The sequence below is a fragment of the Roseibium suaedae genome (genome assembly GCF_900142725.1).
GTDB lineage: Bacteria > Pseudomonadota > Alphaproteobacteria > Rhizobiales > Stappiaceae > Roseibium > Roseibium suaedae.
Genome location: NZ_FRBW01000002.1, coordinates 1,395,338 through 1,416,894, shown reverse-complemented (window position 1 = coordinate 1,416,894; position 21,557 = coordinate 1,395,338). Strand labels below are relative to the sequence as shown.

Sequence of the window (21,557 nt, the reverse complement as noted above, 5' to 3'; positions counted from 1 at the left end):
GGCCGGGCACAGTGACAACTCTCGCACCCGTCGAGGTGGATGGCTTCGTCGTCCGCGCTGGTTTCATTGATGATCAGGCCTACTTTGCCACCGGTGAAGGGGCTGTTGTCCTGGTTGGGTCCGGTCAGCAGGAAGTCCGTCCGCACAAGGGCGGCCTTTTGGCTGCCGAGGAGACGCCGGACCGCAAGGCTCTGCTGACATCCGGCGACGACGGCCGGATCCTCCGCCTAGCTTCGGATGGCTCTTTCGAACTCCTGGCCGAGCGGCCGCGCAAGTGGATCGACATGATCGCCTGCGGCCCCTCGGGCGCCATTGCATTTGCCTCTGGCCGCACCGCCTGGGTGCGTCTGGCGGATGGCAAGGAGAACGAGTTCAATCATGAGCGTGCGGTTGGCGGCATCGCCTTTGCACCCAAGGGTATGAAGCTGGCGGTCGGCCGGTATGATGGCGCCACCATCTGGTGGGCCAATGCGACCGGTAAGCCGCAGGAGCTGCCCTGGAAGGGCGCCCATCTGGGCGTGACCTTCTCGCCCGATGGCAAGTATCTCGTCTCCAGCATGCAGGAGAACGCCATGCATGGCTGGCGCCTGTCCGACATGCAGGACATGCGCATGACCGGCTATCCGACCAAGGTGAAATCCTGGAGCTGGTCCGTGAAGGGCCGGTATCTGGCGACGTCCGGAGCGACGGCTGCGATCGTCTGGCCATTCTTCGGCAAGACCGGGCCGATGGGGCAGACGCCGCTGCAGCTGGGCACCCGGGGCGACAGTCTCGTCACGGCGGTTGCCTGTCATCCCAAGGAAGACGTGGCAGCTGTTGGCTATGCGGATGGCATGGTGCTGATGTGCCGCTTCGAGGACAATGCGGAAGTGCTGCTGCGCCGTCCCGGCAAGGGAGCCGTCAGTTCCCTTTCTTGGGACAATGCGGGCATCCGGCTTGCCTTCGGCACTGAGGAAGGCGAGGCGGGGATCGTGTCGCTGATGTAAGCGGAGGCAGGAGGGAGGAGGCCATGCTGCGGATCATCATGCTCGCCGTCATGCTTGTGACGGGCGGCGCGGCGTCTCAGCTTCCTGAATTCGCCCAGCAATACCGTCAGCGCCTTGGTGGTACCATCGACGCGCTGGCGGAAGTCATGTCCGACTTCAGGACGGATGCAGAGCGTTTCGGGCTCTCTGCCGACGAAGCCCTTCAGCGCATGCGGGGTGGGGAAGATCTCTTCATCCGGCAGCGCGGCGAGACGCTTTCCAAGACCCAGGAGCGGCTTGAAAGATTGCGCCGCCAGCAATTGGCAATGGCCGCAGCCGGTCCCTTTGCCCGCGTCGTCATCTTTGCAGAGAATGTCGATCCCACGCTTGCGGAGGCAACGGCTGCGGATTTCGAACCGGCAGTTCCCGTCACCACCGAAGGTCTCGCCAGTGCTGGTTTTGGCGCTCTGGCAGGCCTCGGTCTGATGCGGCTGCTCAAGGCCGCCAGCCGTCCCTTCAGGCGCATTCGCCTGCGCCGGTCCCAAACGAGAAGCTAACGGAGCCCACATGGATACCATCACATCCTCCGGCGGCATGGTTGTCGCCCCTCACATGGCTGCAGCGCAGGCTGGGGCGGATATTCTGGCGGAGGGCGGTTCCGCCATCGAGGCCATGGTTGCGGCAGCTGCCACCATCGCGGTGGTCTATCCGCATATGAACGCCATCGGCGGGGACGGCTTCTGGCTGATTGCGGAACCGGGCAAGGACCCGAAAGCCCTCATGGCCTGCGGCGGGGCAGGGTCCGGGGCTCCCATCGAGGCTTACAACAGGGCAGGACATGGAACTGTGCCCACCCGCGGTCCGCTGGCGGCTTTGACCGTCGCCGGAACCATCGGCGGCTGGGACAAGGCGCTTGAGGGCGCCCGGTCGATCGGCGCAGGCCGGATGCCCCTGCGCGAGCTTCTGTCCGCTGCCATCCGTCATGCCAAGGAGGGCAGCCCGGTTACCCGCAGCCAGGCGGCACTGACCCTGGAAAAATTCGCGGAGCTGAAGGATCAGCCCGGTTTCGCGCAGGTCTTCCTGATGGATGGCAAGGCTCCTGAGGAGGGAGCCATGCTGCGACAGGAGCGGCTGGCCGACACACTGGACCATCTGGCGTATACCGGTCTCGACGATTTCTATCGCGGTGATGTGGGCGCTGCCATCGCCGAAGATCTGGAACGGATCGGGTCACCGGTCACCAAGACCGATCTGGAGTGCTACGAAGCGCAATACCGGCAGCCGCTGAAGACGCAGCTCTCCTGCGGCACCATTTTTAACACGCCCTTGCCGACGCAGGGGCTCGCCTCTCTGATTATTCTGGGCCTTTACGACCGGCTGACCGTCAATGGCCGGGAAGGCTATGATCTTGTGCATGGGCTGGTGGAAGCGACCAAGCGGGCCTTTATCGTCCGGGACCGGATCGTGACCGACCCGATGCACGCGCCGGAGCCTGTGAGTTCCTTCCTGCTGCCGGAGTGGCTGGATGCGGAAGCCCACCGCATTGACATGAAGCGGGCCTTGCCCTGGCCTCATGTGGCCAAAGACGGTGACACGATCTGGATGGGAGCTGTCGACCGCAAGGGTGTGTCGGTCTCCTTCATCCAGTCGGTCTATTGGGAATTCGGTTCCGGCTGTGTCCTGCCACGCACGGGCATCACCTGGCAGAACCGGGGCGCGAGCTTTTCGCTGCATCCCGAGCATCTCAATGCGCTGGCGCCGGGAAGACTGCCCTTCCATACGCTCAACCCGGCGATGGCGCGGCTGTCGGATGGCCGGACCGTCACCTATGGCACCATGGGCGGCGAAGGTCAGCCGCAGACGCAGGCTGCAATCTTCGCCCGGCATGTCCTGAACCGGATGCCGGTCGGCGAGGCGATCGATGCGCCGCGCTGGCTGCTCGGCCGCACCTGGGGAGACGCGGCAACGGCTCTGCGGCTGGAAAGCCGGTTCGATCCGGACCTCGTCCGTGCCCTGGAGCGGGCCGGGCATGAAGTGGTGCAGATCAGCGAAGGCTACTCCGACACCATGGGTCATGCCGGGATGATCGTCCGCAATCCCTTCGGGGGGCTCGAAGGCGCGCATGATCCGCGTGCGGACGGCGGTGCTGCTGTCGCCTGAACCATGCCGCCCGGCTGAGGACTTGCTTTCCGGGCGGTTTCGGCTTCAATTTGCCTTTCTTTTCAATCCGCGAGCCAAAGGCCTATTGTACCCATGGACGCCATCACCCGCATGCGCTGCTTTATCCAGGTCGTCGATAGCAAGGGCTTTTCCGCTGCCGCGCGGGAAATGGGACGCTCCAAGGCGCTGGTGTCGAAATATATCGGCGAGCTTGAAGACGAGCTTGGCGCAAGGCTGCTGAACCGCACCACCCGGCAGGTCTCGCTGACCGAGGTGGGCGAGGCCTATTACAAGGAAGCTGCCGAGATCCTCCAGCGGATCGATGACCTTCAGGCCTCTGTACAGTCCTCTCATCATGCGATCCGTGGCCGCTTACGGGTGTCCGCGCCGCGCTCCATGGGCGATGGCTGGCTGAACCGGGCGATGATGGAGTTCTTAGTCGACAATCCGGATGTGGTGCTGGATCTGCGTCTGGAAGACAGGTTTGTCGATGTGGTCGATGAAGGCTTCGACGTTGCAATCCGGGTGACGGATCTGGAGGATTCCAGCCTGATCGCCCGCAAGATCGCGCCGTTCCGAACGGTGGTCTGCGCAACCCCTCAGGTGATCGAGAAATATGGCGTTCCGGAAACCCCGGCAGATCTCCAGTCCCGTCCCTGCATCATCGACACGAATTATCGCTTCAAGCAGAACTGGGGTTTCACGGAAAACGGTCAACGCATCACGGTGACGGTCCGCGGACCGGTCGAGGTCAACAGCGCATCGGCGGGGCGCGATGCGGCGCTCTGCAATCTGGGCTTCCTACGCACGCCCTTGATCTTCGTGTCGGAGGATATCCGGAACGGCACATTCGTTCCGATGCTTGAAGGCTATGAACCGGACAACCGGGGGATCTATGCGGTCTACCCGCACCGCCGGCATCTGACCGGCAAGGTGCGGGCGTTCGTAGACCATCTGGTCGCCTGGTTCGCGGAGCGCAAGCGAACCGGAGAAAACTGCCCCGGCTGAGCGCACCCCGCTGATTTTGCCCGTTCTTACCTCTTGCCGAGCCGCTCTTCCGCCATCCGGTCGGCGATCCGTTCCGGTGTGTCGTTTTCCGCATCGGCCCGCTTGAAGATCTCCGTCAGAGTATCTGCGATTGCCAGTGTCTTGGTGCGGACCTTGTCTTCACCTGCGCCCGGGGTTGCCAGGGCAATCGAGATCACGCCGCCAGCGTTGATGGCATAGTCCGGCGCATAGAGGATGCCACGGTCGCGCAAGAGCGTGCCGTCTAGCGGTGTCTGAAGCTGGTTGTTTGCAGCGCCAGCGACGATCTTCGCGGACAATTGCGGGATGGTCCGGCTGTTCAGGATGCCGCCGAGGGCGCAGGGCGCAAAAATGTCCGCCTCGATCCGGTGCGCTTCGCTCGGTTCAACAGCCTGGCAGTCAAATTCGTCCAGAGCCCTGAGCACAGCCGGGGCATGAATGTCCGAGACAATCAGCTTGGCTCCTGCCTCATGCAGCATCTGGCACAGGGCATAACCGACATGGCCGAGGCCGAGCACGGAGACAGTCTTGCCCGAAAGGTCCGGCGAGCCATGGACGTGGGCGGCAGCGGCCTTCAGGCCTGCGAAGACCCCGAGGGCCGTATAGGGCGAGGGATCGCCAAGTCCGGTTGCCATTGTGCCGCGCACATGACGGGTGTGGCGGGCAACGGCCTCCATGTCGTCAGGGGAGACGCCGACGTCTTCGGCCGTGATATAGGTCCCGGACAGACGTTCGACGTGGCGCCCGAAAGCCTCCATCATCTCAGCCGTCTTGTCCTTGCGGGGATCCGCGATGATCACCGCCTTGCCGCCGCCGAGATCCAGGCCGGCGAGAGCGTTTTTGTAGGACATGCCGCGGGACAGGCGCAGGGCGTCAGTCAGGGCCGCGTCAGCTGTCTCGTAGGGCCATACCCGGCAGCCGCCAAGTGCCGGCCCGCAGGTGGTGTCGTGCACGGCGATGATAGCCTTGAGCCCGGTGGCCTTGTCGCGGACAAAGACCACGTCTTCGTGGTCTGCAAATTCGGTATGGTCAAATACCGTGGACGGAGAAATGGTCTTGGATACAGCGTTCATGATCGCCTCGGCGGGTTGATCTTCGTGCCGATAAATATGCGCTTTCTTACGGAAATATTGTGTCTGATTTTCCTGTTATTAGCTGCATCGATACCAGTTTGATCCTCTTTGGATGAAAAGAAGGAAATTCTGTTTCGATGGATTTTTCGCACTGCGAAGCAGATCGGCCTTGATCCCGCCCGCTTCGAAAGGCAAACACAGGCAACGGCCCTCTGACGGGAATGCATGATCTTGCGAAGCCACCTGATTTCCGCCCTTATCCGCCTGCTGGTTCTGAGTATCGCGGTCCTCGGACCTGTGCGCATGGCCCAGTCACATCCGCATGTCTTTGTCGAGGCAACCAGTCATCTCGTCTTTGATGATAAGGGCTATGCGGTCGCCGTTGAGCATGTGTTCCGGTTCGACGATGCCTTTACGGCCTTCGCCATTCAGGGCTTCGACACCAACAATGACGGGGTCTATGACCGGAACGAGCTTTCGGAACTGGCCAAGGTCAATATCGAGAGCATGGGCGAGTTCGGCTATTTCACCTTTGGCGACAACGCCCGGGTGGAGCTGGATTTCAATGCTCCGCTGGAGGACTACTGGCTCGAAGTTGCCGATGTGCTGGTCGCCGACTACTGGGCGATGAAGCCTGAAGACATTCAGGCGATGAAGGACGACGAGATCCGTAACGGCACCAAGATGCCGGAGACGTTCCAGCTTCTCGAGCTGCATTTTACGCTGCCCTTGAAAAGTCCGACCGATGCGACCCGCCCGATCACCCTGGATGTCTATGATCCGACCTACTATGTCGACTTCAGATTCAGCAAGCGGGCAGACGCGGTCGGTATGCGCAATGCCCCGCCGTCCTGCACGTTTGAACGGCGCGATCCGCCCCCCATGGATGATGCAGCCGCCTTCGCACTTGCCCAGATCGGGGCGGACCAGCGGGATATTCCGCCGGAGTTGCAGGATGCGGCGGCCAGCCAGATCAATCAGCTGATTGTCACCTGCGCGAATGCGCCGGAAATGGTGCTTGCCGATGGCAGCAAGTCTGCATCCGGCACCCGCGATCCGGCCCCGATGAGCCCGGATGCAGCCAAGGCCGAGGGGCAGGCCGCCATCGATGCAGCGCTCAACACGTCCGCGCAACAGCCGGGGGATGCTGCCCGGAACACCGAAGAACAGACAGCCTCTGAACAGCCTGCTGCCGGGGCATCCCAGTCCCGCCGTGGTCTGGCAGACCGCTGGTTCGGCACCATTGCCAGCTTCCAGGCCGAGTTCTACCAGAAGCTCATTTCCGCGATGCGGGCTTTCCGCACCAATCCGAATGCGGGCTGGCTGCTGGTCGGTATCTCGTTCCTCTATGGCATCTTCCATGCGGCGGGCCCTGGCCACGGCAAGGCGGTCATCTCGTCCTATCTTCTTGCCAACAACGAAACCCTGAAGAAGGGCATTCTGCTGTCCTTCCTGTCAGCCTTCGCCCAGGCGGTAACAGCGGTGTTGCTGATCGGTGTTGCTGCCATTTCATTGAAGCTGACCTCCATCGCGATCCAGGACACGGCCCGCTGGTTTGAGATCGGGTCCTACGCGCTGGTGATGCTTCTGGGCATGGTCCTGCTCTGGCAGAAGCTGTTCCGCCCGGCCATCATGGGCGGTCACGACCATGGACATGATCATGGGCACAGCCATGCTCCTCATGATCACGGCCACCACGATCACCATCATGGTCATTCCCACTGCCACGGGAGCCATTCTCACCACGATCATTATGCTCATGAAGACCATGTTGTCGGGGCTGACGGCGTTTGTGAAAGCTGCGGGCACTCCCATGCACCGACACCGGACATGCTGAAGGAGCCTTTGTCTCTCGGCCGCATGGTCTCGATCATTCTGGCCGTTGGACTGCGTCCCTGCTCGGGAGCTCTGATTGTACTGGTCTTCGCCTTGTCTCAGAACATGATCTGGGCCGGTGTTGCCTCCACGTTTGCGATGGCGGTCGGAACCGGCATTACCGTCTCCGTGCTGGCGTCGCTGGCCGTTGGCGCTAGGGATCTTGCCACACGCCTGTTCGGCAAGGAGTCTGTCATGGCGGCACGGATCCAGAGGACTTTGGGCATTCTCGGTGCCTTTATCGTCTTCTTCCTCGGCCTGACCCTTCTGGTGGCAACGGCGGGATGGGGTTGATCTGTCTTTTCCGGATGCCTGAATGAAAGATGCCCCCGCGCCGTCAGGCGCGGGGGCATCTTTTTGTGCCGTTCCGGCTGATTACTTCTGCGCTGCCCGATAGGCGCGTGCCGCATCGCCAAAGGCCTTGAACAGCTTGGCGGATGGCGTGTCGCTGCCAACCCAGTATTCAGGATGCCACTGGGTGGCCAGAACATAGCCGCAAGCGCCCTTCACGCTGACTGCCTCGATCGTGCCGTCTTCCGCAGAGGCGTCGACTTCCACGCCGTCGCCGAGTTCGCCCAGAGCCTGGCGGTGCAGGGAATTGACCTTGAACTCCGGCTGATTGATCACCGCTTCAAGCTGGCTGCCCGGTTTGACGGTGACCGGATGGGAGATCTTGAACCGTTCGTCCTGTTCTTCGGTGACTGGTGCGCGGTGATCGTCGCGTCCCTCAATCTCCTGAATTTCGGAGAGCAGGGTGCCGCCCATGGCGACATTCAGTTCCTGCATGCCGCGGCAAATGGCGAAAACGGGGATGCCCCGTTCGATCGCGCGGCGGAGCAGGGGCAGGGAGGTGGCGTCGCGTTCCGGATCGTAAGGGCCATTGGCCTCGGTCGCTTCGCCGCCATAAAGTTCAGGATTGACGTTGCTGCGGGATCCGGTGGCCAGAACGCCGTCCACCCGGTCGAGTACAGCATCGAGATCAATGTCCGCGCCGAAGGAGGGAAGAATGACCGGCAGGGCATCTGCGCCGCTGATCACGGCCTTCAGATAGGTGGAGGGGGCGGCATGCCAGTTGTAGCCGTCTACCGGTTTGACATCGGATGTCACGAGGATCAGGGGCTTGGTCATTTGAGGAGTGATATCCGGGTTTTGAGGCTGGCCGGTCCGGCCGCGCTTGGAGGTCTCAGAGGAAGCAGTCTACACGAGCAGGCCCAGATCCTGAGCGATCTTGTAGAGCTGGGCGGCATTTCTGCTACCCACCTTTTCTCTCAGGTTCAGGCGGTGCGTCTCCACTGTTCGCACACTGATCCCCAGAGATTTGGCGATTTCCTTGTTCGGTTGCCCCTTGGCGATGCCGAGGAGCACTTCGCGCTCCCGGTCTGTCAGCCCATAGGGATCTTCTTTCTGGCCCTGTGGCTTGGATCCGATCAGCGTTGGCCCCACCGCAGAGGAGAAATAATAGCCGCCATTGGCGACGGAGGTAATGGCGGTGATCATCTCGCTTGCGGAAATGTCCTTCAGGATATAGCCGCGTGCGCCGGCCTGCATGACGCCCCGCACATATTCCGGATTGTCATAAATGGAGAGCACCAGGATGCCGGTGGCCGGAAAGCGGCGCTGGATCTCGCGGGCCGCATCCAGACCGTTCATGACCGGCATGGAGACATCCATCAGCACCACGTCGGGCTTCAGCGCCTCGACTTTCTCGACGGCTTCTCGGCCATTGGTGGCTTCTCCGACGACCTGCAGCGTCGTGGTCTTTTCAAGACGGGCGCGGATCCCGTCGCGTACCAGCTCGTGATCGTCGGCAAGAAGAACCCGGATCTTGTCCAGGAGGCGGGTGGCTGAAGGAGATATTTGGCCGGTCATCAGGCTGCCTGGTTGGAGTGGGGCGTGTATTGTTTTTCCAGGGGCATGGTAACCTCGATGCGCGTGCCGCCCTTCGTCATGTTGGACAATTGCAGATAGCCGTTATGGCTTTCCATCCGCTCCCGCATGTTGGGTATGCCGAGGCCCGCGCCTGTTGCCAGCGGCACGGGCAGTCCCCGGCCGTTGTCCTCGATTGTGAGCGTCAGCGTGGTGAGGCCAACGGCCAGGCGGATATCGACCTGATCGGCGGCGGAATGCCGGGCGACATTGGTCATGGCTTCCTGCACAACCCGGTAAAGCGCCGTTTTGGCTCCGTCTGACAGGCGGGAGTGGCTGCGGTCGGCACTGACATTCACCTTGATGCCGGATTGCATCTCGAATTCCTTGCCCAGGCTGACGAGTGCTGCGGCAAGCCCGATGTCGTCCAGAATGCTGGGACGCAGGTCGCGCGAAATGCGGCGCACTTCCGCCAGGGTGCCGTCGAGGATCGTCAGGCACTTGTCTGCCTGAGGCTTTAGAACCGGATGATCCGCAGCTTCGGTCTGGATCATCTCGAGGCCATAGCGGATGGAGACCAGAAGCTGGGAAATGCTGTCATGGAGTTCTGTCGACACGCGTTTGCGCTCCTGCTCCTGAATGTCGACGATACGCTTAGTCAGCTCCTTCAGCTTGCCGTCGGCAAATCGTTGCTCTGAAAACCGTACGCCGATGATCAGGGTGCCCGCGATCATGATCGCCACCAGCGTAATGGCAAAGATAGCGATCACCGTCTGCCGGATAGAGCGCTCGAAGTCCTTGTTCATGCTGGATATTTCGCCGGCTATGTCGTCGGTGTAGAGGCCGGTTCCCATCATCCAGCCCCACTTGTCGAGGAGGATTGCATAGGCCAGTTTTTCCTCCACCTGACCGGCGCTGGGCTTGTGCCAGACATAGCGGTGAAAGCCGCCGCCCTTCTTGGCCTCGCGGATCAGGTTCCGGATTACGTAGTCCCCATTGGGGTCCTGCAGATCCCACCAATTGTTACCCACGAGATAATCGAGCTTGGGGTGGACGATGTTCGTGCCGTCGAGGCTGTAGACGAAGAAATAGCCGTCAACGTCGAAGGTCATGTCGTTGAGGATGCGCTTGACGGCCGCCTGGGCAGCGTCCCGGCCTCCGGGTTCCTTCTCGTAGATCTCCTGGATGGAGGTCAGCGCGAGGCTGATGTAATTGCGGATTTCCGTCCTTTTGGCTTCCAGAACCCGCTGCTCGACGGATTTGGTCTCCGCTTCGATCAACTGCTGTGCCTGGTAGTAGCTTGCGACCCCGATCAGCAACGAAACCGTCACCAGCGGCAGCAGGGTTATCAGCATGAGTTTGGTTTTGAAGGTCACGGAATCGGAAGATCCATCTCGCCAATTACACTTTTTCCGGCCGAGTTCCGCTACGGCTTCAGTATTACTACGCAAACAATGCGCAGAACCACGAATAGCGTAACGCTCCCCCGTTCTCCTAGACATACAGTTAGATCGGTGCAACTGTAAGCACTGATTGAATTTGACATCCGGTATGGGAGGAGAAAGTACATGGATCGTCGTTCATTTATTAAGAAAGCTGGGCTTGGTGCAGGTGGTGCCGTAGCGGCAACCACTTTGGCTGCTCCGGCTATCGCGCAGTCCACTACGGAAATGGTTATCGTCTCGACCTGGCCGCGCGACATGCCGGGTCTGGGCACCTCCGCGCAGCGTCTGGCTGCCCGCATCGGTGAACTCACCGAAGGCCGGATCAACGTTCAGTATTTCGCAGCTGGCGAACGCGTCGGCGCATTCGACTCCTTCGACGAAGTCGCTTCCGGTAACGCTCAGGCCTATATCGGCGCTGACTACTACTGGAAGGGCAAGCACCCGGCTTGGGCCTATTTCACGGCTGTTCCGTTCGGTCTGACCTATGCGGAAATCGATGCCTGGATCAAGTACGGCGGCGGTCAGGAGCTGTGGGACGAGCTGGCTGGCGAATATGGCCTGCAGAACTTCGCAGCCGGCAACACCGGCGTGCAGATGGGCGGCTGGTTCAACAAGGAAATCGAAACCGCTGACGACCTCAAGGGTCTGAAGATGCGTATTCCGGGCCTCGGCGGCGACGTCATGGCAAAGCTGGGTGCATCTCCGGTGTCCCTGCCGGGCGGCCAGATCTATGAAAACCTTGTCTCCGGCGCAGTCGACGCGACCGAGTGGGTTGGCCCGTGGAACGACTATTTCATGAAGTTCTACGAAGCGGCGAAGTACTACTACTATCCGGGCATGCATGAGCCGGGCTCTCAGCTGGCTCTGGGCTGCAACAAGTCCTGGCTGTCCTCGCTGTCCAAGACCGATCAGCAGATCATCAAGGCAGCCTGCATGGAAGAAAACGCCATGCAGATGGCGGAAACCAACAACAACAACGGTGTCTACCTCGAAAAGCTCATCAACGAGCACGGCGTCGTCCTGAAGAAGTTCTCGGACGAAGTCTATGACGCCTTCGGTGAAGCTGCAGAAGCGGTCTTCGAGGAAACCATCCAGCACTCCGACCTGGCTGCCCGTACCCACGAGAGCTTCGTCAAGGCCCGTACGGAAATCGGCCGCTGGATGCTTCTGGCCGACACCGGCTACACGCAGCAGCGTAACCGCGTTCTGGGCATCACTGTCTAAGGCGCGGATGCCTCGTCTTGAAAATGGGGGCGGAAGAAATTCCGTCCCCTACCTTGTCGTATCCAATCTTTCAAAGGACAACCTGCGATGACGTCCGCTCACGGCGTTCCGGCCGGAATGTCCGCCCATGTCAGCAGCCAGACGGGTTCGGTCAAGAATCCGGCACCGGTGCGCATGCTCGGTTGGGCGATTCTGGCGGTGATGGCAGCCTTTCTGCTCAACAATTATCTCAATTACTGGCAAGACCTTCCGGGCATTGCGCCGATCTTCGGCGGAAAGGCAAATAGCGCCATGTCGGCAGTCTGGTCATGGGGTCAGCTCGGGCTTTACGGCCTGATGGTGGTGCTGGCCTGTGTCTATGTCAGCAAGACAGGTTCGGTCACGCTCCGGCAGGATTCCCGGCGGATCAGTGATCTGAATGCCTATCTGATCCGAGCCGCCTTCTGGGCGGTGCTGATTGTCGGTGTGGTCGACACGGTGATTTCCTTCCTTCGTGTGGAAGGGTTGCTGGAAGCCGTGGTCGGCACGGACATGACCGCAGAACTCGGCCGCTCCCAGTTCCGGGGGGCCTATGTGCACATGCCGCTGATCGCGCTGTCCTTCGTGATCGCCGCCTTCACCCGCACCCTTGGCTTCACCTGGCTGGCGCTGCTGGTCGTGGTGTCCGAGTTGCTGATCGTGATCGGCCGCTTCATCTTTTCCTATGAACAGGCCTTCATGGCTGACCTGGTGCGCTTCTGGTATGCCGGGCTGTTCCTGTTTGCCAGTGCCTATACGCTGCTGGAAGAAGGTCACGTTCGCGTGGACATCCTCTATGCCAGCCTCAGCCGCCGCACCAAGGGTTATGTGAACGCCATCGGAAGCCTGTTCCTGGGCGTTGCCCTGTGCTGGGTGGTTCTGATCATCGGCATGGGCAGCAAGCAGAGCATCATCAACAGCCCGATCCTCTCCTATGAGACGACCCAGGCTGGTTTCGGCCTCTATGTCAAATACCTGATGGCTGGTTACCTCGGTGTCTTCGCGGTCACCATGATGGTTCAGTTCGTCAGCTATTTCATGGATGCGGTTGCAGACATCCGGGGCGAACCCGGAGGACGCGACCATGATTCCCATGCCGTCCAATAAGCCGTCAGAGACCGAATGATATGGAACTTCTCTTTCTAATCCTACTCATCGTGCTGATGGCGACTGCGCTGGGGTCCGGGTTTCCCGTGGCCTTCGCGCTGCCGGGTTCCGCCATCATCACCATCGGCATTGCTTCGCTTGCCGGATACCTGTTCACGGGCAGCGTGGATGCGTATTTCTCCATCGGCGGGCCCAGCCAGTGGCTCAGCGCGGGGGTCACGAACTTCCGCGGCATCTACTGGGAGGCGGAGCGAGATACACTGATCGCCATTCCGCTTTTCGTGTTCATGGGCATCATGCTGCAGCGGTCCAAGATCGCTGAAGATCTGCTGGTGACGATGGCGCGTCTGTTCGGTCCGGTTCCGGGCGGTCTCGGCATTTCGGTGGTCTTCGTGGGCGCGCTGCTTGCAGCCACCACCGGCATCGTCGGCGCAACCGTGGTGGCCATGGGCCTCATTTCCCTGCCGGCCATGCTGCGTAACAAATACTCGGTGCCGCTGGCGACCGGGACGATTGCCGCCTCCGGCACGCTGGGGCAGATCATTCCGCCGTCCATCGTTCTGATCATTCTGGCCGACCAGCTCGCCAGTGCGGTCGATCAGGCCGGCACAATCCGCCAGACGCTCTACAAGCAGGCGACTGGTGAAGTCACCATGCCGTCCGACTTCGCTGTCGTGTCGACAAGTGCCGGGGAAATGTTCCTGGGTGCGTTCCTGCCGGGCCTCGTGCTCGTCGGGCTCTATATGCTCTTCATTCTCGGCTTCGCGCTGATCAATCCCAAGGCGGCTCCGGCCGTTCACAACGACACCGGTTTTGACCGGAAGTTTCTTGGCCAGGTCTTCGTGACGCTGGTTCCGCCGCTGGCGCTGATCTTCCTCGTTCTGGGCTCGATCGTTGCCGGTATTGCAACGGTGAACCAGGCAGGTGCCATCGGTGCCATCGGCGCGATGGTCATGGCGGGTTACCGGCTTGGCGGAGAGGGAACGAAGGCGCGCTACACCCCTGCGATCCTCACGATCATCGCCCTTCTCGCCATCGCTCTCGTCGTCAGCTTCATCGGTGCCATCAACATCAAGCGTGTTCAGACCTCGGAAGAAGTTCTGGGCCTCGTGATCGCGCTGATTGCGGTGTCGCTGCTGCTGATTGCCGTGTTCTGGAGCGGCTGGCGTACGCTCAAGTTTGAAGACACGCTCCGGGGCGTGATGCTGGAAACGGCAAAGACCTCGTCGCTCGTCTTCATCATCCTGATTGGTGCGGCCATGCTGACCGCTTCCTTCCGCGCCTTTGGCGGGGAAGAGCTGGTGAAGCACTTCCTGCAAGGTCTGCCGGGCGGGTTCTGGGTTCAGTTCCTGATCGTGATGCTGGTGATCTTCATCCTCGGCTTCTTCCTTGATTTCATCGAAATCGCGGTGGTCGTGGTGCCGATCGTGGCGCCGATCCTGCTCGCTGATCCGGGTGCCAATGTCACGGCTGTCTGGCTTGGGGTGATGATCGGTCTGAATATCCAGACCTCGTTCCTGACCCCGCCCTTCGGCTTCGCCCTGTTCTATCTGCGCGGCGTGGCTCCGGCTGCGGTCAAGACCATCGACATGTACAAGGGTGTCGTGGCCTTCATCAGCCTGCAGCTTCTGGCCCTGTTCATTGCCGGGATCTATCCGCAGCTGGTGAACTATCTGCCGAACCGGTCCAGCCTCCTTTCGGAGAATGCACCGCCGCCAATGAACCCGCGTCTGCAATACTGCATGGAGAACTCGGTTGCCGAGGACTTCAGCGAGAACGGCCAGGGCATCCTGTCCGCGATCAAGACCGCAGAAGGGCTCGACATTTCCTATCTTCCGAAGGATCTGCAAAAGGATCTGACGAAGAGCTTCGAAACCGCAGGTCAGGTCATCCCTCAGATGAGCGAAATTTCTGCGGCCGAGAAGGCGGTAATGGACGCTGCGGATGGATATCGTCCTCTGCACCGGGAGGTCCGGGCGATCGAGCGCGACGCCTTGCGTATCGAGACCCGCATCAAGGAACTGCAGGTCGTTGTCAGCCGCGCCGGTCCGACGGGCATCTACTCGGAAGCCCAGGGCGAACGAGCAAAGGCCCGGATCGAGACCCTGCAGAAACAGCATGACGATCTGATGGCTCAAATTCCCGGTACCTGGAAGGAAGCGAACAAGCAGTTCTCGACCATCCAGAAAGCCGAGAACAAGGCACGCCTGACCTATCGCCGGTCGGCAGACTCGGCCTATCAGCCGCTTGCCGAAGCCATTGCGGTTCTGAAGGGTGCCGACAAGCTGGCAGCTTTCGAGCCGGTGCTGGAAGGTCTGAAGTCCGAGATTGCGACCCTGGAACATACGGCTGCTGTTGACCGGCTTGCGGAAATCCGGACGCAGATCGGCGAGATCGAAGGCACGGATGACATCCGCAAGGGTGTCGGCGATGCCCGCTCTCTGCTGCGCAAGAAGGCCGACGACATTGCCGGTGCCCAGGCGCTGATCGATCAGTCGATCGAAGCGTTGAAGGCGGATCTGGTCTGGCGGAAGAAGGGCGAGACAGAGCTTCTGCCGAAGCTCGAAGCCTATGACGCTACAATCCGCAACAACATCGGTCTGCGTCAGCAGGCAGCTCTCCCGCGCGACATTGCGCTGAGTGTTGCAAGCTGTCTGTCCGGCCACAGGGATGTGTCGCTCAACTTCTGAGCGGAGCGCCAGACACAAAAAATCGACGGGAGGGCGGGAAACCACTCTCCCGTTTTGCATTCAGGAATGAGGGGTCAGCTCCAGTCGACCGAGGCGGTCAGCATGTAGCCGGAGCCATAGATGGTCCGGATCAGGCTTGGAACACCCGGTGCGCTGAGTTTCTTGCGGATGCGGGAAATGCGCACGTCGATCGAGCGGTCCATGCTTTCATCCCGGCCGCCGTGTTCCAGCAGATAGTCCCGCGTCAGCACCCGCCGCGGCGCGCGTAGCAATGCATCCAGAAGCGTGGCCTCTCCGGTGGAAAGATAAGTTTCTTCTCCATCGGGCGAGGTGAGGCTATGGGACGACGGACGGTAGCTCCAGCCTTCGAACCGGGCACAGGCCGTGTCGGTTTTCTCAGGGAGCGTCTCGCCGGCACGGCGCAGGATTGACCGGATCCGGGCAACGACTTCGCGTGGGTCGAAGGGTTTGACCACATAATCATCGGCGCCAAGTTCGAGCCCCATCACCCGGTCGGAAGAATGATTGCGGGCGGACAGGACGATGATCGGCACGGAGGATTGCTTACGGATCTCGTTGATGAGGGTCATGCCCTCCATATCCGGCAGGCCAAGATCGACCAGAACCGCATCCGGCACCCCTTGCGTAAGTGCATCCAGAAGGTCCCGCGCTCTGGAAAACGGCCTGGCCTTGATGGCGAAGGGGCGCATGGCCTCGCTCAGCAGGGCACAGATATCCGGTTCGTCGTCCACCACATAAACCAGATGGTCGCGCGAAATTGTCTTGTCCTGATGGCTGTCCGGTCGGTTCATGCGCTCAATAAATGTCTGAGTGTCTGGGCAAGGGCTTGCGGGCGGATGGGCTTTGACAGAACGGGGAAACCCACCGATTCATCATCCTCCGGTGGCATGCCCCAATCTGCATATCCCGTCATCAGCGCGATGGCGATATCGGGGCGGCTAGCTTTCACGGAGCGGGCGAGGGTGAGGCCATTGATCTGACCGGGCATAACGATGTCACTCAGCATGCAGCGGATATCCGGGAGGGAGCCTGCAAGGTCTTTCGCATCCTCCGCGCTTTCCGCCATAAGCACCGTGTAGCCAATATCGCGAAGCTGCTCGGCAAGAACCGTTGCCACATCCGCATTGTCCTCGACGAGCAGCACGAGTTCGCCTGAGCCATGCGGCTCTGGGTCCATTGACCCGGACGGGTCCTGCAACTCGACCGCGCCGGAAAGGTCAATGGCCGGGAGATAGAGATCGAACCGGGTGCCCTGGCCCGGAGTGGAGGCGACGGATGCAGCTCCTCCGGACTGGGTCACGAAGCCGTAGACCATGGAAAGGCCCAATCCGCTGCCGGTGCCGAAGGTCTTGGTGGTGAAGAAGGGTTCGAAGACCCGAAGCCGTGTTGCCTCGTCCATTCCGGTGCCGGTGTCGCTGACTGACAGGCGGGCATAGGCGCCGGTGGAAAGGCCAAGGTCATCTGCTGCTCTGCCTGCAAGTTCGCAAAGCTCAAGCCGGATCTCCAGGTCACCGCCATCCGGCAGCGCATCTCTCGCGTTGAAGGCAAGGTTGATGAGGGCCGTCTCCAGCTGTGTGGGGTCGATGCGGGCGGCGAGACCTGATGGTCCCGGATCAACCGAAAGCCTGATGGTTGGGGGCAGAGATCCCCGCAGCAGGGTTTCGGCGTTCTGGATCAGTCCCTTGAGGCGGACCGTTTGCGGGTCGATCAGCTTGCCCCGGCTGAAGGCGAGAAGATGCTGGGTCAGATCCGAGCCGCGCTGGGTTGCCTGAAGCATGGGAGCGATCCGGGCTTTCAGTTCTTCCTGAGGAATGTCTCCTGTTGCCCGGCTGAGACTCAGAAGGTTGCCCATCAGGATCGTCAGCAGATTGTTGAAGTCATGGGCAAGGCCGCCGGTCAGCTTGCCGACGGCGTCCATGCGCTGGGATTGCATGAGCGCAGCTTCACTGCGCTTCTGCTCGGTCGCATCCAGCGACAGAACGAACACACCCAGCGTACGGCCGTCCTGGGTCATGTCGGGGATGAGCGTCGAGCGCATGCAGATCGCGGTGCCATCCGGCCGCACCCGGTCATATTCGTAGGAGACGGCATTGCCTTCGAAGGCACGGCTGACATGGGGGCCGATCTCCGCAAACAGCTGTTCTCCGACAACTTCGGGTGCCGGCTTGTTCACAATGGACGCGACAGACTGGCCGAACCATTCCGCATAGCGCCGGTTGGCGAAACGGAACACCGGGCCGGGCGCCATATAGGCAATCAATGCGGGGATGTTGTCGGTCACGAGCCGAAGCCAGTCTTCACTCTGGCGCAGGGCCCGGGTGCGTTCCTCAACGGTCTTTTCCAGTTTCAACTGGCGCTGGCGGTCTTCGGTGACATCGGAATAAGTCGTGACAAAGCCGCCCTGCGGCAGCGGCGTACCCGAGACGGCGATGATCTGGCCATTCGGCCGGATGCGCTCGAAATAATGCGGCTCAAAAAGGCGCGCCCGTTCGACGCGGCGGCTGATCTTGCCCTCAATGTCCCCGGGACCGTACTCGCCGCGCTCTGCATTCACCCTGAGGAACGCCTCCAGATGGGTGCCGCGCCGGGCCAGGTGCTGCGGAAAGTCCAGCATTTCCCAAAGGCCCCGGTTCCAGGCAACAAGGTGCAAGTCCTTGTCGAAGACCGAGAAGCCTTGGTTGACGTGATCCAGCGCAGCCTGAAGCAGGTCGATCTGGGATTGTTCGGGTGATGTGTCCTCCATGTCAGGAGCTTATACCAACCTGAAGAAATAGGGACCTATTTGACCGCGTTTTCGGATTGTCCGGCAAGAAGCGTTTCGCAGGGCGATGCGGTGCATCTTCCAAGGAACGCGACGTAGCCCGGGCGGTTCGAAAACGCGGCCTCCGGTGGCCACTTCCGGCTCCCCGGACGTCGTTACGCTGCTTGCCCGATGCCGGGCATCGGGCGGTGCACCGCGCCTAGCCGGGAACCCGGCTGAGGCCATCAAATAGGTCGGTATTTCTTGAGGTTGGTATTAGGACGGCGTCCGCCTCTTGGCCAGATCCGTCAACTCCTATCCTTTGGTCGAATTTCTGGCCGCGACACAATTCGTAACAATTCAAACATACTGGTGAAACTGCCCAGGCTTAGCGTTTCACCAGTCCCGGGAAAACTTCTCTGGCCGCCAGTTTCAAGAAAAGCCTTGAATGCTTTGGTGGAAGGGGAGTTTCATGAGGACATAAAATTCGACCCCGGAAAACGGGGCGAGCCTAACAGGGATGGAACGCGCTATGGCAAGGCTGCCCGGCGCCGCTGCGAGCGGCGAGGACACCTTTCCGAAGATATTGCTGCGCAACGCGCAGCTCTTCGGAAACCGGACTGCGGTCCGGCAAAAGGACTTTGGCATCTGGCAAAGCTGGACCTGGTCCGAAGTCCGCGATGAAATCAGGGCCCTGTCCCTGGGGTTGAAGGACCTTGGGCTCGAGGAGGGCGACAAGGTCGCCATCGTCGGTTCGAACCGGCCCCGGCTCTACTGGTCCATGGTCGCTGTTCAGGCGATTGGCGGCATCCCTGTTCCCGTCTATGCAGACTCTGTTGCAGAGGAAATGGCCTATGTCCTCGGCCATGCGGAAGTCCGCTTTGCAGTGGTCGAAGATCAGGAGCAGGTCGACAAGCTGCAGTCGATGGGCGAGCAGGTTCCAAGCCTGACAGATATTCTCTACGACGAACCCCGCGGCCTGCGGGACTATGATCACAGCCATCTTCACCCCTTTGAAGCCGTACAAGAGCGGGGGAGCCGGATCCTTTCGAGCCGTCCTGAAGCGTCTGCGGAATGGGAAGCCGGCTTTGCCAAGGGGCAGGGCACAGATATTGCTGTGATGCTCTATACTTCGGGCACCACCGGACGTCCGAAGGGCGTCATGCTGTCCTTTGACAATCTGGTCATTTCCGCCCGCAACGCCAATGTCTTCGACAAGCTGGACGAGACAGAAGAAACGCTGGCTTATCTGCCGCTTGCCTGGATCGGTGACCACGTCTTCTCGCTCGCCCAGGCCTATCTGGCCGGCTATTGCGTGAACTGTCCGGAAAGCATGGACACGGTCGATGTGGACCGTCTGGAAATTGCGCCGACCTACTTCTTTGCCCCGCCACGCGTGTTTGAAAACATGCTCACCGCCATCATGGTCAAGATGGAGGATGCAGGCCGGACCAAGAAGAAGATGTTCGACTTCTTCATGGACGTTGCCCGCCGGGCCGGTGAGAAGATCCTCAACGGCGAAAGCGTACCGGCAAAGGATCGTCTGCTTTACGCACTCGGCGAATTCTTCGTCTATGGGCCGCTCAAGAACCGCATGGGTCTGACCCGTCTCAAGGTTGGCTATACGGCGGGCGAGGCGATCGGTCCCGAGATCTTCCGATTCTACCGGGCACTCGGTCTGAACCTGAAGCAGCTCTATGGCCAGACGGAAGCAAGCGTCTACATCACGCTTCAGCCGGATGGGGAGATCTATGGCGATACGGTCGGCAAGCCAGCTCCGGACGTCGAACTGAAGATCGCCGACAATGGGGAAGTGCTGTACCGTTCTCCGGGCACCTTCGTTCGCTACTACAAGAACGATGAAGCCACCCGCACGACCAAGACCGAAGACGGTTGGGTGTTCACCGGTGATGCCGGGTTCATTGCCGACAACGGCCATCTCAAGATCATCGACCGGGCAAAGGACGTCGGCAAGTTGACCGATGGGTCGCTGTTTGCACCGAAATATATCGAGAACAAGCTCAAGTTCTTCCCGAACATCAAGGAAGCCGTGGCTTTCGGTCATGAGCGGGACAAGGTGGGCGTGTTCATCAACATCGATCTGACCGCTGTCGGGTCCTGGGCCGAACGTAACAACGTCAACTATGCCAGCTATCAGGAACTGGCCGCCCATCCGGAGGTCTACCGGATGATCGAGAGCAATGTGGATGAGGTGAACCGGGATCTTGCCAGCGAGCCGATGATGGCCGGGGCGCAAGTTCAGCGGTTCCTGATCCTTCACAAGGAGCTCGACGCGGATGACGGCGAGCTGACCCGGACCCAGAAGGTCCGCCGCTCGTTCATTGCCGAGCGTTATGCGCCCTTGATCGAAGCCCTTTATGACGGGTCTTCCTCCAAACATGTGCGCACTGAAGTGACCTTCGAGGATGGCCGTGTCGGCGCCATCGAGGCGACGGTCGAAATCCGGAGCATGGCGGCACATGCCCCGACCGGCTCCACGCAGGAGGCTGCCGAATGAACGCTATCGTCAGTAATCTTGCGCAGCCGGTGGGGCAGCCGAAAACCGCAGAGCGGGATCTGCTCCTGCGGGTCGATAACGTCTCCCTGTCTTTCGGTGGTGTGAAGGCCATCACCAATATTTCCTTCGACATCCAGAAGGGAGAAATCCGGGCAATCATCGGTCCGAACGGCGCAGGCAAGACCTCGATGCTGAACGTGATCAATGGCTTCTATCATCCGCAGGAAGGCACCATCACCTGGCGCGGTGAAGTCCGCCGCAAGATGAAGCCCTATGAGGCGGCAAGCCAGGGCATCGCCCGCACGTTCCAGAACGTGGCTTTGTTCAAGGGCATGACCACACTGGACAACATCATGTCCGGCCGGTCGCTCAAGATGCATAGGAACTTCCTGTGGCAGATGGCCTGGTTCGGGCCTGCCCGGCAGGAAGAGATCGAGCATCGCCGCAAGGTCGAGGACATCATCGACTTTCTGGAAATTCAGGCGATCCGCAAGACCCCAGTCGGCAAGTTGCCTTACGGCCTGCAGAAGCGGGTGGAACTGGGCCGGGCGCTGGCCATGGAGCCGGAACTTCTGCTGCTCGACGAGCCGATGGCAGGCATGAACCTTGAAGAAAAAGAGGACATGAGCCGCTTCATTGTCGATGTCAATCAGGAGTTCGGCACCACGATCGCCCTGATCGAGCATGACATGGGCGTTGTGATGGATCTGTCCGACCGGGTGGTCGTGCTGGATTACGGCAAGAAGATCGCCGATGGTCCGCCGGAGGAAGTGCAGGCAAGCCAGGCGGTGATCGACGCCTATCTCGGCGTGAGCCACTGACGGGGGGA

General features: G+C 60.7%; 16 protein-coding genes. 10 read left to right on the top strand and 6 right to left on the bottom strand.

The window, feature by feature from the left end:
• Positions 1 to 11: 11 nt before the first annotated feature.
• The 4 genes from BUA94_RS13460 to BUA94_RS13445 all read left to right on the top strand — a co-directional run bounded on the left by BUA94_RS13460 (position 12) and on the right by BUA94_RS13445 (position 4,133).
• The gene (locus tag BUA94_RS13460) at positions 12 to 986 is read left to right on the top strand and encodes a WD40 repeat domain-containing protein (RefSeq protein WP_073013667.1); all 975 of its coding nucleotides are present in this window, start codon (positions 12 to 14) and stop codon (positions 984 to 986) included.
• 23 nt (positions 987 to 1,009) lie between these two features.
• Positions 1,010 to 1,522 (top strand): DUF2937 family protein, encoded by a 513-nt coding sequence (locus tag BUA94_RS13455; protein ID WP_073013666.1) that lies wholly within the window; start codon positions 1,010 to 1,012, stop codon positions 1,520 to 1,522.
• A gap of 10 nt (positions 1,523 to 1,532) precedes the next feature.
• Entirely contained in the window at positions 1,533 to 3,125 is a 1,593-nt protein-coding gene (locus BUA94_RS13450; RefSeq protein WP_073013665.1) for a gamma-glutamyltransferase family protein, read from the top strand.
• A 93-nt stretch (positions 3,126 to 3,218) separates the two neighbouring features.
• Complete coding sequence (locus tag BUA94_RS13445; RefSeq protein WP_073013664.1) at positions 3,219 to 4,133, top strand: LysR family transcriptional regulator; 915 nt, start codon at positions 3,219 to 3,221, stop codon at positions 4,131 to 4,133.
• Between the two features lie 26 nt (positions 4,134 to 4,159).
• Here BUA94_RS13445 and BUA94_RS13440 read toward each other — a convergent pair whose 3' ends face one another.
• Positions 4,160 to 5,224 (bottom strand): Glu/Leu/Phe/Val family dehydrogenase, encoded by a 1,065-nt coding sequence (locus BUA94_RS13440; RefSeq protein WP_073013663.1) that lies wholly within the window; start codon positions 5,222 to 5,224, stop codon positions 4,160 to 4,162.
• Positions 5,225 to 5,449: 225 nt separating this feature from the next.
• Here BUA94_RS13440 and BUA94_RS13435 point away from each other — a divergent pair, with 225 nt between their 5' ends.
• Positions 5,450 to 7,393: a HoxN/HupN/NixA family nickel/cobalt transporter gene (locus BUA94_RS13435; protein WP_073013662.1), complete on the top strand. Its 1,944-nt coding sequence runs from the start codon at positions 5,450 to 5,452 to the stop codon at positions 7,391 to 7,393.
• An 81-nt stretch (positions 7,394 to 7,474) separates the two neighbouring features.
• On the opposite strand, the gene BUA94_RS13430 is transcribed toward BUA94_RS13435, so the two are convergent.
• From BUA94_RS13430 to BUA94_RS13420, 3 genes are all read right to left on the bottom strand, one after another.
• A complete protein-coding gene (locus BUA94_RS13430) occupies positions 7,475 to 8,227 on the bottom strand; it encodes a gamma-glutamyl-gamma-aminobutyrate hydrolase family protein (RefSeq protein ID WP_073013661.1) in 753 nt (250 codons plus the stop codon).
• Between the two features lie 69 nt (positions 8,228 to 8,296).
• Positions 8,297 to 8,968: a response regulator gene (locus BUA94_RS13425; protein WP_073013660.1), complete on the bottom strand. Its 672-nt coding sequence runs from the start codon at positions 8,966 to 8,968 to the stop codon at positions 8,297 to 8,299.
• Positions 8,968 to 10,341, bottom strand: a complete 1,374-nt coding sequence (locus tag BUA94_RS13420) for a cache domain-containing protein (RefSeq protein ID WP_084081990.1) — start codon at positions 10,339 to 10,341, stop codon at positions 8,968 to 8,970. Before BUA94_RS13420 ends, BUA94_RS13425 begins: the two co-directional genes overlap by 1 nt.
• Before the next feature lie 192 nt (positions 10,342 to 10,533).
• Between BUA94_RS13420 and BUA94_RS13415 the strand changes: the two genes are divergently transcribed.
• From BUA94_RS13415 to BUA94_RS13405, 3 genes are all read left to right on the top strand, one after another.
• A complete protein-coding gene (locus BUA94_RS13415; protein ID WP_073013658.1) occupies positions 10,534 to 11,634 on the top strand; it encodes a TRAP transporter substrate-binding protein in 1,101 nt (366 codons plus the stop codon).
• 87 nt (positions 11,635 to 11,721) lie between these two features.
• Positions 11,722 to 12,759: a TRAP transporter small permease subunit gene (locus BUA94_RS13410; protein WP_084081989.1), complete on the top strand. Its 1,038-nt coding sequence runs from the start codon at positions 11,722 to 11,724 to the stop codon at positions 12,757 to 12,759.
• Between the two features lie 20 nt (positions 12,760 to 12,779).
• Positions 12,780 to 15,449 carry a TRAP transporter large permease gene (locus BUA94_RS13405; protein ID WP_073013657.1) on the top strand — a complete coding sequence of 890 codons (2,670 nt, stop codon included), beginning with the start codon at positions 12,780 to 12,782 and terminating at the stop codon, positions 15,447 to 15,449.
• Positions 15,450 to 15,523: 74 nt separating this feature from the next.
• Here the strand turns inward: BUA94_RS13405 and BUA94_RS13400 are convergent, their stop codons facing one another.
• Both BUA94_RS13400 and BUA94_RS13395 read right to left on the bottom strand, forming a co-directional pair.
• Entirely contained in the window at positions 15,524 to 16,261 is a 738-nt protein-coding gene (locus BUA94_RS13400) for a response regulator transcription factor (protein ID WP_073013656.1), read from the bottom strand.
• Positions 16,258 to 18,213, bottom strand: a complete 1,956-nt coding sequence (locus BUA94_RS13395; protein WP_073013655.1) for a PAS-domain containing protein — start codon at positions 18,211 to 18,213, stop codon at positions 16,258 to 16,260. The genes BUA94_RS13400 and BUA94_RS13395 overlap by 4 nt, the downstream gene beginning before the upstream one ends.
• Positions 18,214 to 18,742: 529 nt before the next feature.
• Between BUA94_RS13395 and BUA94_RS13390 the strand changes: the two genes are divergently transcribed.
• Together BUA94_RS13390 and BUA94_RS13385 are read left to right on the top strand one after the other, a co-directional pair.
• Positions 18,743 to 20,728 (top strand): AMP-dependent synthetase/ligase, encoded by a 1,986-nt coding sequence (locus BUA94_RS13390; RefSeq protein WP_073013654.1) that lies wholly within the window; start codon positions 18,743 to 18,745, stop codon positions 20,726 to 20,728.
• Positions 20,725 to 21,549, top strand: a complete 825-nt coding sequence (locus BUA94_RS13385) for an ABC transporter ATP-binding protein (protein ID WP_073013653.1) — start codon at positions 20,725 to 20,727, stop codon at positions 21,547 to 21,549. The genes BUA94_RS13390 and BUA94_RS13385 overlap by 4 nt, the downstream gene beginning before the upstream one ends.
• Positions 21,550 to 21,557 lie beyond the last annotated feature (8 nt).

Bases quoted from the DNA above. Each gene is read 5' to 3' on its own strand.
- BUA94_RS13430 (WP_073013661.1), bottom strand. From the start codon at position 8,227: ATGACCAAGCCCCTGATCCTCGTGACATCCGATGTCAAACCGGTAGAC.
- BUA94_RS13410 (WP_084081989.1), top strand. From the start codon at position 11,722: ATGACGTCCGCTCACGGCGTTCCGGCCGGAATGTCCGCCCATGTCAGC.
- BUA94_RS13405 (WP_073013657.1), top strand. From the start codon at position 12,780: ATGGAACTTCTCTTTCTAATCCTACTCATCGTGCTGATGGCGACTGCG.
- BUA94_RS13425 (WP_073013660.1), bottom strand. From the start codon at position 8,968: ATGACCGGCCAAATATCTCCTTCAGCCACCCGCCTCCTGGACAAGATC.
- BUA94_RS13455 (WP_073013666.1), top strand. From the start codon at position 1,010: ATGCTGCGGATCATCATGCTCGCCGTCATGCTTGTGACGGGCGGCGCG.
- BUA94_RS13395 (WP_073013655.1), bottom strand. From the start codon at position 18,213: ATGGAGGACACATCACCCGAACAATCCCAGATCGACCTGCTTCAGGCT.
- BUA94_RS13445 (WP_073013664.1), top strand. From the start codon at position 3,219: ATGGACGCCATCACCCGCATGCGCTGCTTTATCCAGGTCGTCGATAGC.
- BUA94_RS13400 (WP_073013656.1), bottom strand. From the start codon at position 16,261: ATGAACCGACCGGACAGCCATCAGGACAAGACAATTTCGCGCGACCAT.
- BUA94_RS13390 (WP_073013654.1), top strand. From the start codon at position 18,743: ATGGCAAGGCTGCCCGGCGCCGCTGCGAGCGGCGAGGACACCTTTCCG.
- BUA94_RS13435 (WP_073013662.1), top strand. From the start codon at position 5,450: ATGATCTTGCGAAGCCACCTGATTTCCGCCCTTATCCGCCTGCTGGTT.
- BUA94_RS13440 (WP_073013663.1), bottom strand. From the start codon at position 5,224: ATGAACGCTGTATCCAAGACCATTTCTCCGTCCACGGTATTTGACCAT.
- BUA94_RS13385 (WP_073013653.1), top strand. From the start codon at position 20,725: ATGAACGCTATCGTCAGTAATCTTGCGCAGCCGGTGGGGCAGCCGAAA.
- BUA94_RS13450 (WP_073013665.1), top strand. From the start codon at position 1,533: ATGGATACCATCACATCCTCCGGCGGCATGGTTGTCGCCCCTCACATG.
- BUA94_RS13415 (WP_073013658.1), top strand. From the start codon at position 10,534: ATGGATCGTCGTTCATTTATTAAGAAAGCTGGGCTTGGTGCAGGTGGT.